We start from the raw sequence: 13509 nt of genomic DNA, 5'->3' as shown, positions 1-13509 counted from the left end.
TTGGAGGTACTCAGGCGGCCTGATTATCAAATCACGGAGAAAGAATTGCTGGCGGCCTGGGTATTATTCGCCAATCAGTTGCTCAAATATGGCTATGCTATGGCTGATTTATGAGGGGATCCTTCAGTACTGCGCACTAAGGCGGGGGAATATCAGTTTTAGATGAGATGTGGTTGATTTACGAACGAACGCCACTCAAGACACGGATGTCAATCCTTCCCCTTTGAATCCTCCCCTGAACATATTTTCTGCTTCGACACTTTTTGACATCTATTACTCCTTTCAATACGTACACGCCTTTGCTAACTTGGTTGCCCAAGTGTTTAATGCCGAGCGTTTGGCGATGCTGTTTTTATCGACAAATGAAACTCGCATCAAACCTTGATAACAAAATAGACGTCGATAGCTGTGATATTCATCAGCGATCTTAACCAGCGATTTTTTAGTTTTGACAGTTTGTAGTTTCGACGGTTATTTGTTTCGATAGTGTCGACAGTAAAAAGTGCATTAAGTCTTTTCAAATATCCCTAACCCAATGGAGTCCTTGCGGATGGATCACCAAATCGAAGATTTACTAGAGCATTGGTTACCGCTGGCGGATGACGCTTGGGTGCTTGCGGTGATCACCCAAATTCAAGGCTCGGCCTATCGCAAACCTGGCGCCATGATGTTGTTTCATGAGTTTGGTCAAGGCGTGGGTATGTTAAGTGGCGGCTGCTTAGAAGTCGATCTCCGCCGCCATGCCCAAAAGGCCATGCAGACAAAGCAAGTCACGTGCGTGACCTATGACGCGAGCGATGAGTCCGATGCCAGCTATCGACTCGGCTGTGGCGGCATAGTAGATATCATGTTGATCCCACTCTTAAAAGAGAATCATGATCTTGGTTTGATTGAGCTAGTACAGGCATTTCGCCACGGTCGGTCGGGTTTTTATCAATTGCCATTAGTCAAAGCGGGGACGGATGCGCGCCAATATCAGGCCGCTTTCTACCCCGAAGCGTTGACACCGTTCCCCGCCAGCGATTTTGTCCGCACAGGCGTCTTCACCCAAGAGGCGGGAGAATCGCTGATTATTCCGCTGAGACCGAGATTCCACCTTGGGATTTTTGGTGGTGGTATCGACGCTAAGCCTATTGCCGCCATGGCCGATACCTTAGGCTGGCAAGTGACAGTTTTTGATGGTCGTACCGCCTATGCCAGAGCGGCGGATTTTCCCCATGCCCATATAATGAAACTTACCGCGGGGGAATTAACCGCGAATCATATCGCTCAATTGGATTGCGCTGTGGTGATGAATCATAACTTGGGCTTAGATGCTGCGGCATTGAAGGTCATTCAAGCCCACCCACTCGCCTATGTCGCCTTGCTTGGCCCTGCCCATAGACGGGATAAAGTGCTTGGGATGGCAGGGCTGAGTACTGAATCTTTTTCTGGGGTGTTTTCTGCCCCCGCAGGGCTTGCCCTTGGCGGCGAGTTACCGAGCGCAGTGGCGTTAAGTATTTTGGCCCAATGCCACGGCGTACTCCATGGCGCAACCTTACAACATCTCGATGAGATAATGCGTTGATGACATTGCCGCCAGTGCCAAAGTCTGCAGCGCTAACGTTGGCAGAGCAAACGCCACGTTCATCCAAGCGGCTGTTGATCGTGGTACTTGCGGCGGGTGAAAGTAAGCGCTTTGAGGGGGCTAAGTTAGCGCAGCTTATACCATCATTTAGCGCTACAGAAACTCGCGAACAAGCCATCATTTGCACCCATGTTGAGCTTTTACAACAGCTTCATTGCCAAGATTTAGATTTGGAGCGCCAAGACACACATTCGCCCCAGCATACGCCTTTGTTAGTCATACTCGGTGCTCACCAGCACATACTGCAACCATTATTAGCCGAACTTAACTCCCGCCAACCCTTTGATATTTTGATTAATCCGCATTGGCATACGGGTTTGGCCTCCTCTGTGAGTTTGGCGGCAAGTTATGCCAAGGAGCAAGGCTTTGATGCCATGCTGCTAACGCTCGCTGACCAAGTGGCTCTGAGCGCCGATGATTATCGCCAACTGATTTTGACATGGCATGAAACGGGTAAAGACGTTGCCGCCCATTATTTGGATGATTTAGGTGTACCTGCTATTTTTAATGCCTCTACATTGCCTTTGTTCACTCATTTGAGTGGTGATCGCGGGGCGAAATCTATTTTAAAACAACAAGCACAGCAGGGAGCGTTAGTCGCTATAACACTACCCCGCGCCGCAATTGATATTGATACCCAAGCCGATCTTGCGTCGTGGTTGGCACTTAAGGAGTGAGTTATGGCAGAAGTTTTATCAACCAAAGCAGTCGTCAAGGAAGCGAATACCGCCGCTTCCTCTCAGACACTTTCAACCCAGACACTGACCATCAACGGTAAATCATTTACCTTAGATGCCGATCCTAAAATGCCAATCCTGTGGGCACTACGGGATATTTTAGGGCTCACGGGCACTAAATATGGCTGCGGTGCAGGGCTATGCGGTGCTTGCACTGTGCATTTAGACGGCCAACCCGTACGCGCTTGCTTAACCAGTTTGGGGCAGGCACAGGGAAAACGACTGACAACAATTGAAGGGCTGGATAATCAAAAGCTTAAAAATGCTTGGGCCGAACATAACGTGCCACAGTGTGGCTATTGTCAGGCGGGCCAATTGATGTCGGCTGCGGCGTTAGTGGCGCAGCATCCGAAACCTTCTGAAGAACAAATCAACTCGGCCATGTCGGGTAATATCTGCCGCTGCGGCACATACCCGCGGATTAAAGCGGCACTGCAAAACTATGCCAAACAGGAGGGCTAATATGAGTACTTTTACTGCCGTAGAAAATATCAGCCGCCGCGATGTGTTAAAACTGTTTGGCGCAGTGGGTGGCGGATTAGCATTAGGGGCGAGTGGATTAACTTGGAGCCCTATGGCGCTGGCGCAGGATAAAGAAGCGCGGCTGAATCTGTTTATTGCCATTGGTGAAGACGACAAAGTGTACCTCACCTGCCATCGCTCCGAGATGGGACAAGGGATCAGAACCGGTATTCTGCAAGTATTAGCCGAAGAGTTAGAAGCGGATTGGGATAAAATCGTCCCCATTCAAGGCTTAGCCGATAAACGTTATGCCAGCCAAAACACTGACGGTAGCCGCAGTATTCGCGAAAATTACGACCGCATGCGTCAGATGGGGGCGATGGCAAGAACCATGCTAGAGCAAGCAGCCGCTGCGCGCTGGAAAGTCCCCGTGAGCGAGGTGCATACCGCCGACCATAAAGTGTTGCATGCTAAATCTGGCCGCTCGGCCAAGTTCGGCGAGTTAGCGTTAGCCGCATCAAAGCAGCCAGTCCCCGCCGTTGAGTCGTTAACCTTTAAAGAGGTTAAAGATTTCAAGCAGATTGGCGCATCACGCCAAATCGTTGATATGGATGCCATGTTAAGCGGCAGCGCGATTTATGGTTACGATATCAAACTCGATGGCATGCTCTACGCCAGCATCATGCGCCCGCCCGTGCTTGGGAGCGATGTGGCAAGCTTGGACGATACTGCGGCGCGCAAGGTGGCCGGTGTATTAGATGTGTATCGTTTGCCCGCCGCTAAGGGCGCACCCGCGTTTCAGGCTTTGGGCGGCGTTGCTGTTATCGCCACAAACACTTGGAGTGCCCTCGAAGGCCGCAAAGCCTTAAAAGTCACTTGGACTCAGGCCGACAACAGTCAGCATGATTCAAGTCTTTATTTAAAGGAGCTTGTCGAGCGGGTACAGCAAAGCGGTAACGTTGTGCGCCAAGCTGGCGAGGAGATCAAACACTGGCCCGAGGCGAATACGTTAAAGGCCGTTTATACCGTGCCTTATTTAATTCATTCTTCTATCGAGCCGCCCGTTGCCACCGCCCATGTGACTGAAAAGGGCTGTGAAATCTGGGCATCGACCCAAACGCCGCAAAGTACCCAGCAAAATGTGGCCGCTGCGCTGGGTATGGAAGAAGATGCGATTAAAGTGAATGTCACCCTATTGGGTGGTGGTTTTGGACGTAAATCTAAACCTGATTTTAGCGTTGAAGCCGCGCTGTTATCGAAGCAATTCAAGCGTCCAATTAAAGTGAGTTGGAGCCGCGAGGATGAGATCCAAAACGGTTACTACCACGCTATCAGCGCCCAGTCCTATCAGGCGCTGTTCGATGCCAATAACAAACCGACCGCGCTTTTAGCCCGTACGGGATTCCCATCGATCAGTTCAACCTTTGCCGAAGGGGTGGAATATCCCTCTGGCGGTGAGTTGGATTTAGGCTTTGTGGATGTGCCCTTTGCTTTGCCGAATTTAAGATACGAAGCGGTAAAAGCGCAGGCGCATAGCCGTATTGGTTGGATGCGCTCTGTGTGTAACATTCAGCACGGTTTTAGTGTCGGCAGTTTTGTCGATGAAATGGCTCATCGTTCTCAGGTTTCTTGCCCTGCAATGTGGCGTAGCCTGTTAGGTGAAGCAAGGCGTGAGACCTTTACCGACCAACAGTTTAAATATGGCAACTATGGCGAAGATCTTGATCGTCATCCCGTGGACGTGAGCCGCTATTTTGGGGTAATCGACGCGGTCGAAAAAGCCCAAGCTAAGGCGCCTAAGGCTGGTAAAAATCAGGGCTGGGGGTTTGCCGTACACCGCAGTTTTGTCAGTTATGTCGCCGTGGCCATGCTGGTGGAAGTGAGTGAGGATAAACAGCTTAAAGTGCTGAATGCCATCGCTGCTATCGATGCGGGCACGATAGTCAATCCAGATAGGGTAAAAGCCCAGACTGAAGGCGCGATTGTATTTGGCCTGAGTTTAGCCTTGATGGGGGAAATCACTTACAAAGAGGGCAAAGTACAGCAATCGAATTTCCACGATTATCCTTTGCTGCGGATCCCCCAAACACCCGATATTGAGATCATCATTATTGAGTCCGATGCTGCGCCTGCAGGCGTAGGTGAGCCAGGTGTTCCGCCCGTTGCACCAAGTTTAACCAATGCAATTTTTGCGGCGACGGGGCAGAGGATCCGCGATCTTCCCGTGAGTAAACTATTGCGAGTGTAAGTGACGGCAAGAGAGTTAACTGAACGCCGTTTGAACAAAAAAGCGCCTAATAAGCGCTTTTTTCGTTTTTTTACCACAAAAAATTTGCTTGTTAGCGATTTTACGGGCATTAATGCCGAAAATTAGCAATAGATCAGGTTTTTGTTACCAGAATAGAGGTAATTTAACTAACAGATAAACTTCCGTGAATAGAATTATAAAGGGGTCATCCATGGAAAATCGTTGGCAAGTCGCTATTTCTGCCGGCCTATTGGCGGCTATTTGGTGTGGCGTTGCAGATGCCTTTCATCTGGTCACTTGGATTGGCTTTTTAGGTTGCAGCACTTTTTTTGCTCAACCCAAGGCTGGTTTTCAAGGGGTGATGATGGCGTGGTGCACGAATCTGTCCGGTGTGTTTTGGGCTTGGCTCATTATCTCGGGTAGCAGCTTTTTTATTTCGCCCGTATTTGGGTATATTTTTACCGGCATAGCCACCTCGGCCATGTGTTTACAGGCAAGTTATCAAAAGCTTAGCTTTATTCCCGGCGCATTTATTGGCTGTTGCACTACCTTTGCTATGGCGGGTGATGTGGCCAATGTCGTGCCGTCGTTGATCATTGGTGGCTTATTAGGTTTTAGTATGAGCCTGTTAACGGGGCAGTTGGTTAGCTTGACACAAAAGTGGTCTGCCGCCACGCGTAGTCAAGTGGCTAGCGCGGATTAGCATAATACCTGCTCAGATCTTATTACTGACATAGCTGTCGAAGCGATCTGAGCTATAATGCTGATTTAGTGCCAAATAGCATTTTGTTCTTAGGAATTATCAAGATGAAACAAATCCAGTTTCGCACCATTGATGCCATATTGATCAAGTTCAGTCTCAACGGAAAGTTTTGGGTAGTGTGCTCTATGGTGGCGTTGATCACGGCCGCCGTGGCGCTCGTCAACTATCAACATGCGCACCGAAACGTCGAGCAAGCTTCTATTGCCCGCGTTCAAGCGAGCGTCGATACCTTAGCGCAAGTTGCCACGGCGCAAAAGCTAGAGGCTGATGCTCTGTCACAATTTGCCAGTCAATACGGTTTAACTGTGACTTCAAGGCAAAGTGAAGCGCAGCGTCAAGGGGATAAAGTGACGGCCAGCGCCAGCGTGTCAGGCATGCAAGCCTTACAACTGACGCAGAATGTTCATGAGTGGGAAGCCGATGCGCGCAGCGATGCTAACTTTATGTTTTGGTTAGCATTAGTGGGATTATTGCCCTTATTCCAACTGAGCTATTGGATTTCAACCTCACTCGGCGGTGGCTTGTGGGATATGTACTTAGCCATCAAACGCTTAGCTGATGGTGATTTGAGCTTTAGATTAAACTTCTTTGGCACTGACGATTTCAGTTTGATTGCCCGCGAAATTGACCGCTGCGCCGATAACATGAGTGAAATGGTGTCGGCCATTGGTAAAAATGCACAAACCTTGTCATTAGCATCCGATGAATTTAATCAACAGGCGGCCACCAGTGATGAGCTGATTGGTTTCCAACATCAATTCCTCGATTCCGTTGCCGTGGCGATGGCGCAAATGACTTCAGCGATTGAAGAAGTTTCTATCAACGCGAGCAACACTTCGCTGCAGACTAAAGAAAACTCAACCCAAATGTCGGCCAGTCGTGGGCGAATTAGCCACACAGTGGACAGTATTGGTTTACTTTCAACTAAGATTGGCGCAGCGTTTTCATCGGTTGAACAATTGTCTAAGGATGCGGCGAGTATCGATGCCGTGGTTACGACGATTAACAGTATTTCGCAGCAAACCAACTTGTTAGCCCTAAATGCGGCCATTGAAGCGGCACGTGCCGGTGAGCAAGGTCGTGGCTTTGCCGTGGTGGCAGACGAAGTACGTACCTTAGCGGGTCGAACTCAACAGGCCACGGTAGAAATTCAGTCTATGATTGAAGGCTTACAGTCTGGCACGAGTCGTTTATCTAGCATTACCATGGAGATAGTCGATCAGGCCGATGAAGGCCGCAGCGCGATTATCGCCGTCGGTGACGATGTTCAAGGTATGGCGCAATCGGTGAATGCAGTATTTGATATGAGCAGCCAAATTGCCGCCTCGGCGGAAGAGCAGAGTGTCGCCGCGCGCGACATTGCCGGACAATTGAATGAAATCCGCCATCAGTCGGAAACCATCAAACAAACGGCCCAGCGCAGTGTGACCTTAGCCAATGATCTGCACCATGCTTCGGTCGAGTTAGATGGCATTTTAAAGCAGTACCGCACTAGCTAGTTTCACCTTTAATGTGAGTCGTCGGTATGGGTTGTTGAGTAATAACGCCCGATACTGAGTCTCATGTTGAGTATTCGCGTATCATCTGAAAATGGCGGAAATCGTAGATTTCCGCCATTTCATTATCGAAATACCTCAAATCAGATAACTGAGCTGCTTAGCATTAATTGTCACCATTTCCCCAATATCACGACCTCCTTTTATTACTAAAAGGTCCCTATTTTAGAGGGGCACTGGTGCAACAATGCCAATCTTAGTAATGTTCTCAATACCTAAACCTTAGTCCTAAAAAGCTTATGCCCCACTATGCGTTAGTTAAGCTAATAACACTTTTATTTTACTGCACATATCGCTTGTTTTTATCAGCTTAAGTTCGCTACAGAACAGCGCTTTACTCAAGTTAGTCAATCCCCCCTCCTAAGGGTATGTACGCAGTCGCACAGACAGTCAGGTCGACGGGTGGCATGATTTGGATTCTGACACTATCGCGTTAGTGCGTTATCGCATGGTGTCATTACAGTGCCTCAGATGCGGGAGTGACATGCGAAATGGATAAAACCATCATCATAGATTATTACACTGACATTCTTTGTGTATGGGCTTGGATTGCTCAGAAACGTGTTGATGAACTGAATAAAAAATTGGGAAACAACATCGAACTTCAATATCACTACCTTGACGTTTTTGGTGATGTACCGACAAAAATAACCACACAATGGCAATCTAAAGGCGGTTTTATGGGCTTTGCCGAGCACATACAACAGTCTGTATCTGCCTTTGAGTATGCAGATATAAACCCGAAAGTATGGACGCAAGTTAGGCCCACGACTTCAGCCAATGCGCATTTGATGCTCAAAGCGGTAGAGATTACGTATGATAAAAAGAAAAGTATCGATATGGCGCTAACATTTCGAACTGCATTTTTTATCGATGGCTTGGATATTGGCAATCTTGACGTGCTCTGTGATTTAGTTAACGCCAATGGACTAGACCTAAACGCTATCAATACCAGTATTCGTGATGGTTCTGCGATGGCATCGTTAATGGGTGATTATCAACAATCAAAGCGACAAAACATTAACGGCAGCCCGTCTTTTGTGCTTGATGGTGGGCGTCAAACATTGTACGGCAACGTAGGTTTTGACGTCATTCTTGCCAATATTGAAGCGCTGTTAAAGCATTCAACCGATGAGGCAAGCTGGTGCTGAAATCATTCATGCTGCCTATGCTGACATCGGCCAGATACTGAGTGGCTTAGCGAGGAGGCGATAAATGGTCGCCGACTCTATAGCTACATTAACAGCAGCTAAAAGTGTCGCTGTTTATGGTGGTATTGCCGGACTATCGGTCGCGTATGAACGGTCGCGTATGAATTTTAAACGCGGGTATAAAGTTAAAGTGTTGAGGCGAATGCTGATGCGAGTGGTTTTTTAGAATCGCCTCATAACGACAAAGGAGCTTTACCATGAATAAGAAAGAACTGTACCAAAAGAAACTACAGGCGGAATTTGACCAGTTGAGCGCAGAGATCGACAAGCTCAAGGCCAAAGCTGAGCTAGCACAAGCCGATGCACAGCTTGATTATTACAACGAAATTGAAAAACTGCGATCCATGCGAGACGAGGCGAAGAGTAAGCTTACCGAATTTAACAACGCCAGCGACGATGCATGGGAGGATTTCAAGGAAGGCATGGATAGTGCGTTGAAGACGCTCGGCAATTCGTTGAAGTCGGTCACCTCCAAGTTCAAATAGGCAGCTGGTTATCTCGCTCGCTGTTTTTAGGTTTTCGCTGTGGCTTTAAGACCTCCAATTTAAGACCTCCAATTCACCCCTTAATCGTTCCATCTTCACAGGGAATAAAGGGTCCACAGTGATATGTTTACTCAGCTAGATTATTGGCTGGATCATATTAGATAGGATAAGTATCAGTGCTAGTTCAAAGACGTAGACGGTTAGTCGCTAGCTAGACTCTGTAAGGCAGCGATGATCTCACTTATTCGCGCCGCCGTGACCTTACCGTGAACCTGCGATATCAGATTACCGTTCTTATCCAAAACGACAATGACGGCTTCGTCGCTATCGGACGGCACACCCAGCGCGTCTTCCATAATCTGTGAGTTCAGAATCCAGGTTTGATCGTGGTAGCGCTGCGGCACTTTTTCTTTGGCTTTGCCAATGACATCTTCTTCCGACATAAAGAAGGGTAAATTGACAGCCAGTACGTCGCGAACCCGATATTTACTGTGATCTATCTTTGAGCGTAATGCCTTGACCCACTCCCGAGTGGATTTTGCAGCATTGCGAGACGGCGTAAGTATGAGCAGTGTCGGTTGACCTATCAGTTTGTTGCTGTCAACTTTTTCGCCGCTAAGCGCCGTCGCGGTAAACGACGGCCATGGTCCATTGCCTGCGATAGCTGCTGGCACACATAGGGTGAGTATCGCAAGTAGGGTCAGCTCAGCAACGCGCCGGGATGTTGAGCCCCAAAATGTTATCGGTATTATTGGTCTGGATTTCATAGTAGTCCTCAGCGTAGGCTAGTGGCGCGGACAAGCGGGTTCAGCCCGATCCAAACAGACACGTCGTAGCGTCATTGAAACTCTTTGTTAAATTATCTTATTGTTAAATCATCTTGGCTCTTATGTCTGACGAGCAAACATCACACATACAGTATCTGATTGTCGGCATTTCATCTGTTCGCTACCGAACTTCCTGTCAGCCAGTGACCCTATGATTAGCAGATGCCATGTGTCGCTATGATGTTCATCATCAATATTGATTAACCGATACAACGCTTCCATTCGGCGGCGTTACAGAGGCCGATTATGGCAGCGAACTCGGCGAAATGGGCATTCAGCAGTGCGAAAATAACAAGCGGGAACGCGCCATGTCGATGCCAGCATTGGTGTCACGGCCGCACAGCTAGGGGCTAGCAACCTGATACAGTTAACATTTAACGAGGGATACCCGATGTGGCATAACATGGCGAACAAGCATGGCCAAGATAGCGACATAGCTATTGAGTACTCAGCTAAACCAATGGGTTAGGGCTATTGGTTTTACAACGCTATGTTTTTACAGGGTTATGGGTTTACAGCACTATTTTATACAGCGCTATTTTTTACAGAACTAAGGCTTACAAAACTAGGGCTCACAGAACTAGGGCTTCACAACACTGTGTTTGAATAAAATCATCTTATCCTAAGCGTTTAGTTGTGAAGCCGATTAATCTTGCTTGGGGGCGTATCGAAACGGCATGAGGTTATTGTTTTATCATGCCTGGGATGATTGAGGTTAAATCACAAGAAAGTCACCTAGCTGTCAAGACGCTAATGAGTGAAGCTATCTATAGCTATTTGAGTTAATAGGTTTCTAGTCTATCGGTTTCCGTTTTCACCACTGCATAACATTCACAGCAGAGTGTTTCGAGCTTTTCTCTGTTGGTCACGGTAATGTGGCCGCGCTTATAGTTGATGACCCCAAGCTTTTGCAGTTTACCGGCGGCTTCGGTGACGCCTTCACGCCTGACCCCTAACATGTTGGCGATCAACTCTTGGGTCATAGTGAGATTGTTGCTAGCCAGTCTATCAAGTGATAGCAGCAGCCAACGACAAAGCTGTTGATCGATAGAGTGGTGCCTATTACATATTGCCGTCTGTGCCATTTGGGCCATCAGTGCTTGTGTGTAACGTAACAAGAGTACGCGAAGGCTTTGATTGTCGTTAAATTCATTGAGTAACACAGATGCGGACAATTTATAGGCTCTGCCTGCGCTTTGCACTATGGCACGATTAGGAGCGCTTTCTCCCCCCATAAAAACGGCAATGCCAACTAAGCCTTCATTCCCAACAACAGAGATTTCTGCCGATGATCCGTCTTCGAGAACGTTCAGTAAAGAGACAATACTGTCGATGGGGAAATAGACATTTTCAAGATTTTGGCCTGCTTCATAGATAACCTTACCTAAGGGCAGTTTTACTAACTTTAGTTGTGGAAATAAGCTGTTTTGAGTCTCTTCAGGTAATGCTTTAAGTAATGCGTTCTCATATAGGTCAATCATGGATAACCTTTTACTGTTTACTTACATCCCGTGAATTATTCACCACTATCCGTGTTGTTTCTTTTATTCACCATACACAGTGCTCAAGCACTGATGATGTGCTCACTAATATAACAGAGTTTTTTGAATCGAGTGGGTTAAAGTATTTTCCTCCTCCTACTGTGCGATTTTGGGTGGTTTGAATGCTTCATTTTCAAACAAAATCAATGCCTTACTAAAAGTTATCGATGATCACCTTGGGCGAGTGGAGACATTATTTTTTGCTTAAAAGGTACTGCATCTTGGGAGCGATATTTATTGCTCATCGACGGGATATTGAGTGGGAATATAGCAGGGTAGATATTCGAATAAGGTCTTTTGGGAGAGATGCCTTTCACGGGTTGCAAAGAGACTCAATACTAAGCGCACAGCCCTGATTTAGGCCGTAAGCTAACGACTAAGGCTACTGTTTATCAAGGTGATTGGCATAAAAGGCTCATAAGCAAAGTGATTTCAGGGGGGACTTTGTCTAGCCGCTAGACATTCGGTCTTTGCCGCGGCAGTTAGCTAAGTATATGTACTTTGAGTTTATGTGATCTAAGGCTTTGAGTTTATGTGATCTAAGTTTATGTGCAGTCTAATGCAAGTTGCACTTAGAGTCTGACTTTTAGTCGGTCTATCTTCACATGTCGGCCTATCTCACCTATTGAAGCGTTTTGACCGATATTGGCCATTTATTCATTTTGAATATTATCAAGCGCCAGACGAACTTCATTCAAAATTAACTTGTTTGCCAAGTTTTCATCAATATCGGGCACATCCCATCCAAAAATAGCGCGATATTTTTCAATCAAATTGTTGACGTCTTCGATGATATCGCTGCGATGGGCTGCTAACTCGAATTTTTCTATGTCTATATCAGTCATGTTAGGTCACCTTAATATTTGTGGATAGCGTTAGACTAGGCTTGAATTCATGCTCCTTCGGTGCGACACCGAACAGATTGAATCGGCAATTTGCTGCAAGCTGATAGATATTCACTCTGTTAGCAAAGTAATGATTTATTGTTTGCCATCTTTAATCTGGAGCAAATACATCATGTTACATACACTGGATGATTTAAAGAATTTAGCCATTCACGCCTCTGATGGTGATATTGGACAGACCAAAGATTTTTATTTTGATGACAAGCATTGGGTGATCCGATATTTGGTCGTCGAAACGGGATCTTGGTTATTTAGCAAAAAAATATTGTTGTCACCCATCTCAATCAAAGAGTTAGATCAGGAAGATAAGACGCTTAGTGTCTCAATCTCAAGAGAACAGGTAAAAAACAGCCCTGACATCGATACCGAAAAACCGGTCTCTAGACAGTATGAGGTCGATTACATGGGATATTATGGTTACCCAGATTACTGGGGTAGCACGGGTATTTGGGGAAGTGAGCCCAGTCCTAACATGATGGCATCGGGTTATTATAGTGTCGCGCCAACGCCAGATAACTTAGATAACCCAGATAAGTTCGCAGACGTCGATGCCGCACTATCACGTGATAATGATCATCATCTACGCAGTAGTCATGCCGTGACGGGTTACCACCTTGACGCCATCGACGGTGAATTGGGTCACTTGCAAGGTATGTTGATCGATATCGACACTTGGGCTATTCGTTATTTGATTATTAACACCAGTAATTGGTGGTCGGGCCATTTGGTTTTGATTGCGCCAAAATGGATTAAAGAGGTGAGTTGGCCTACCTCTAAAATTTATGTTGATATGACCCAGCAGCAAGTGAAAGATGCACCCACGTTTGATCCTTCAGAGCCTTTTAATCTTGAACATGAGCAAAGTCTGCAAACTCATTATGGCCGTAATGATAAATAACCATGATGACCCCTCTATGTGATCTTTGGCTGCCGTGTTCTGAAGAATCCCCTGATGATTTACAAATAAATCATCAAATTAGGGTGGAAGCGCATCTTGTTGCATGATCAAATGGTTTCGCCAAAAACTACACTTGGACAACAAGATGCGCGAAGCCAATATCCTACAACATTCTTTACACCAATACTGCCCAGAACTTCACCTAAAACGATTAAACAGCTTGATGCTGGCCTCTAAGGCACTGATTGA

At 46.9% G+C, this 13509-nt stretch carries 12 protein-coding genes; 9 read left to right on the top strand and 3 right to left on the bottom strand.

Going from position 1 to position 13509, the window contains the following annotated elements; all coding sequences use genetic code 11:
- Positions 1–550 precede the first annotated feature (550 nt).
- From K5Q99_RS19900 to K5Q99_RS19865, 8 genes are all read left to right on the top strand, one after another.
- Positions 551–1567 (top strand): XdhC family protein, encoded by a 1017-nt coding sequence (locus K5Q99_RS19900; protein ID WP_220777902.1) that lies wholly within the window; start codon positions 551–553, stop codon positions 1565–1567.
- Positions 1567–2304, top strand: a complete 738-nt coding sequence (locus K5Q99_RS19895; RefSeq protein WP_220777901.1) for a nucleotidyltransferase family protein — start codon at positions 1567–1569, stop codon at positions 2302–2304. The genes K5Q99_RS19900 and K5Q99_RS19895 overlap by 1 nt, the downstream gene beginning before the upstream one ends.
- Positions 2305–2307: 3 nt before the next feature.
- Positions 2308–2826 carry a (2Fe-2S)-binding protein gene (locus tag K5Q99_RS19890; RefSeq protein ID WP_012587340.1) on the top strand — a complete coding sequence of 173 codons (519 nt, stop codon included), beginning with the start codon at positions 2308–2310 and terminating at the stop codon, positions 2824–2826.
- Between the two features lies 1 nt (position 2827).
- The gene (locus tag K5Q99_RS19885) at positions 2828–5074 is read left to right on the top strand and encodes a xanthine dehydrogenase family protein molybdopterin-binding subunit (RefSeq protein WP_220777900.1); all 2247 of its coding nucleotides are present in this window, start codon (positions 2828–2830) and stop codon (positions 5072–5074) included.
- Positions 5075–5285: 211 nt separating this feature from the next.
- Positions 5286–5777, top strand: coding sequence for a DUF1097 domain-containing protein (locus K5Q99_RS19880; RefSeq protein ID WP_006085447.1), 492 nt, complete (start codon positions 5286–5288; stop codon positions 5775–5777).
- A gap of 104 nt (positions 5778–5881) precedes the next feature.
- The gene (locus K5Q99_RS19875) at positions 5882–7336 is read left to right on the top strand and encodes a methyl-accepting chemotaxis protein (RefSeq protein ID WP_006085446.1); all 1455 of its coding nucleotides are present in this window, start codon (positions 5882–5884) and stop codon (positions 7334–7336) included.
- A 548-nt stretch (positions 7337–7884) separates the two neighbouring features.
- Positions 7885–8544 (top strand): DsbA family oxidoreductase, encoded by a 660-nt coding sequence (locus tag K5Q99_RS19870; protein WP_220777899.1) that lies wholly within the window; start codon positions 7885–7887, stop codon positions 8542–8544.
- A 257-nt stretch (positions 8545–8801) separates the two neighbouring features.
- Positions 8802–9089: a sll1863 family stress response protein gene (locus tag K5Q99_RS19865; RefSeq protein ID WP_006082206.1), complete on the top strand. Its 288-nt coding sequence runs from the start codon at positions 8802–8804 to the stop codon at positions 9087–9089.
- A gap of 200 nt (positions 9090–9289) precedes the next feature.
- Here the strand turns inward: K5Q99_RS19865 and K5Q99_RS19860 are convergent, their stop codons facing one another.
- The 3 genes from K5Q99_RS19860 to K5Q99_RS19850 all read right to left on the bottom strand — a co-directional run bounded on the left by K5Q99_RS19860 (position 9290) and on the right by K5Q99_RS19850 (position 12302).
- Positions 9290–9856, bottom strand: coding sequence for a peroxiredoxin family protein (locus K5Q99_RS19860; RefSeq protein ID WP_220777898.1), 567 nt, complete (start codon positions 9854–9856; stop codon positions 9290–9292).
- Positions 9857–10698: 842 nt separating this feature from the next.
- Positions 10699–11397: a Crp/Fnr family transcriptional regulator gene (locus K5Q99_RS19855; RefSeq protein ID WP_012587345.1), complete on the bottom strand. Its 699-nt coding sequence runs from the start codon at positions 11395–11397 to the stop codon at positions 10699–10701.
- A 713-nt stretch (positions 11398–12110) separates the two neighbouring features.
- The gene (locus tag K5Q99_RS19850) at positions 12111–12302 is read right to left on the bottom strand and encodes a hypothetical protein (RefSeq protein ID WP_006082203.1); all 192 of its coding nucleotides are present in this window, start codon (positions 12300–12302) and stop codon (positions 12111–12113) included.
- A 172-nt stretch (positions 12303–12474) separates the two neighbouring features.
- Between K5Q99_RS19850 and K5Q99_RS19845 the strand changes: the two genes are divergently transcribed.
- On the top strand, positions 12475–13260 hold the full coding sequence (locus K5Q99_RS19845) for a PRC-barrel domain-containing protein (RefSeq protein ID WP_220777897.1): 786 nt from the start codon (positions 12475–12477) through the stop codon (positions 13258–13260).
- Positions 13261–13509 lie beyond the last annotated feature (249 nt).

Source organism: Shewanella hafniensis (genome assembly GCF_019655335.1).
GTDB classification, from domain to species: Bacteria; Pseudomonadota; Gammaproteobacteria; order Enterobacterales; family Shewanellaceae; genus Shewanella; species Shewanella hafniensis.
Note: the sequence above shows the minus strand (reverse complement) of the source record. Positions and strands in the feature narration are given on the sequence as shown.

Excerpts from the sequence above, each read along its gene's own strand:
- K5Q99_RS19900 (WP_220777902.1), top strand. The coding sequence starts at position 551 with ATGGATCACCAAATCGAAGATTTACTAGAGCATTGGTTACCGCTGGCG.
- K5Q99_RS19895 (WP_220777901.1), top strand. The coding sequence starts at position 1,567 with ATGACATTGCCGCCAGTGCCAAAGTCTGCAGCGCTAACGTTGGCAGAG.
- K5Q99_RS19890 (WP_012587340.1), top strand. The coding sequence starts at position 2,308 with ATGGCAGAAGTTTTATCAACCAAAGCAGTCGTCAAGGAAGCGAATACC.
- K5Q99_RS19885 (WP_220777900.1), top strand. The coding sequence starts at position 2,828 with ATGAGTACTTTTACTGCCGTAGAAAATATCAGCCGCCGCGATGTGTTA.
- K5Q99_RS19880 (WP_006085447.1), top strand. The coding sequence starts at position 5,286 with ATGGAAAATCGTTGGCAAGTCGCTATTTCTGCCGGCCTATTGGCGGCT.
- K5Q99_RS19875 (WP_006085446.1), top strand. The coding sequence starts at position 5,882 with ATGAAACAAATCCAGTTTCGCACCATTGATGCCATATTGATCAAGTTC.
- K5Q99_RS19870 (WP_220777899.1), top strand. The coding sequence starts at position 7,885 with ATGGATAAAACCATCATCATAGATTATTACACTGACATTCTTTGTGTA.
- K5Q99_RS19865 (WP_006082206.1), top strand. The coding sequence starts at position 8,802 with ATGAATAAGAAAGAACTGTACCAAAAGAAACTACAGGCGGAATTTGAC.
- K5Q99_RS19860 (WP_220777898.1), bottom strand. The coding sequence starts at position 9,856 with ATGAAATCCAGACCAATAATACCGATAACATTTTGGGGCTCAACATCC.
- K5Q99_RS19855 (WP_012587345.1), bottom strand. The coding sequence starts at position 11,397 with ATGATTGACCTATATGAGAACGCATTACTTAAAGCATTACCTGAAGAG.
- K5Q99_RS19850 (WP_006082203.1), bottom strand. The coding sequence starts at position 12,302 with ATGACTGATATAGACATAGAAAAATTCGAGTTAGCAGCCCATCGCAGC.
- K5Q99_RS19845 (WP_220777897.1), top strand. The coding sequence starts at position 12,475 with ATGTTACATACACTGGATGATTTAAAGAATTTAGCCATTCACGCCTCT.